Origin of the sequence: Streptomyces sp. NPDC051104 (assembly GCF_040682835.1) — a bacterium.
Lineage (GTDB): Bacteria > Actinomycetota > Actinomycetes > Streptomycetales > Streptomycetaceae > Streptomyces > Streptomyces cynarae.
Genome location: NZ_JBFBBS010000171.1, coordinates 1 through 1,043 on the forward strand (window position 1 = coordinate 1; position 1,043 = coordinate 1,043).

1 protein-coding gene is annotated in these 1,043 nt (G+C 67.5%); it reads right to left on the bottom strand.

Translation table 11 applies throughout. The features are described 5' to 3' along the window. A partial coding sequence (locus AB0N14_RS40390) for an ISAzo13 family transposase (protein ID WP_366030652.1) occupies positions 1–1,021 on the bottom strand: 1,021 nt, incomplete at its 3' end. Between the last annotated feature and the right edge of the window lie 22 nt (positions 1,022–1,043).

Genomic DNA, 1,043 nt, shown 5'->3' on the forward strand with positions numbered 1-1,043 from the left:
TGGTCAGTGGTCGGCCACGCCAGTTCGCGGTGATGTGGCAGAACATTCGGTGTTCGATTTTGTTCCATTTCGACGTGCCCGGCGGAAAGTGGCAGACCGTGATCTCCAAGCCGCTCTCCAGGGCGAAGGCGGCCAGGTGTTTCTTCCAGGTCCAGCGGCGGGGATCGTTCGAGCCGCCGGCGTCGGCGGTGATCAGCAACCGGGTTGCGTCCGGGTGGTGCACCTGTCCGCGGCGCTGCCACCAGCGGCGTATGGACTCCACCGCGAACTCGGCGGTGTCGTGGTCGGTCCCGACGTTGACCCAGCCGGTGTTGGTGGCGATGTCGTAGATCCCATAGGGGATGGCGACGGGCTGGTCGCTGGTGGTGAAGGTGTGGCAGTCGACTTTGATCGGGTCCTTGCCCGGCCGCCAGGTGCGACCGGGCCGGTCTCGGTTGCCGAGCCATTCCTTGGCCTTGGTGTCGACGCTGATCACCGGTTGTTCGTCGTCGAGGAAGGCGGTGGCCGTGGCGTTCAGGTGGGCGAACTGGGCGTCGCGGTCCGGATGGCCGGCGCCCTCGGTGGTCTTGACGGTGCCCTGCAGGCTATAGCCCAGGCCGTGCAGCAGGCGCCCGACCGTTGCGGCACTGACCGGATGGCCCTGTGACGTCAGAGTCGAGGCCAGGGCCCGCAGCGACAAGGTGGTCCATCGCAACGGGGAGACGGGATCACCCCGGGTATGCGGCTCGATCAACGACTCCAGCGCCGGCAGCAGGCCGGGGTCGGTGACGGTCAACGGCTTGCGGCCGGCGCCCTGTGTCCGGACCCGACTGGTCGGCACCGGGTTCTTTGCCAGTTCGGTCAGACCGCGGGAGACGGTGGCGGTGCTGATCCCGGAAGCGGCAGCCACCAGGGCGATCCCGCCATGACCGATGGCCGCGGCCTCACTGGCCAAGTAGAGCCGACGACGGCGTTCATCGAGATGCGGCAGGATCCGATCGAACTTGGCCCGTAACACCGCGACAGGCGGGCGCACACTCATGGTCCACCATCCCATCAACTCC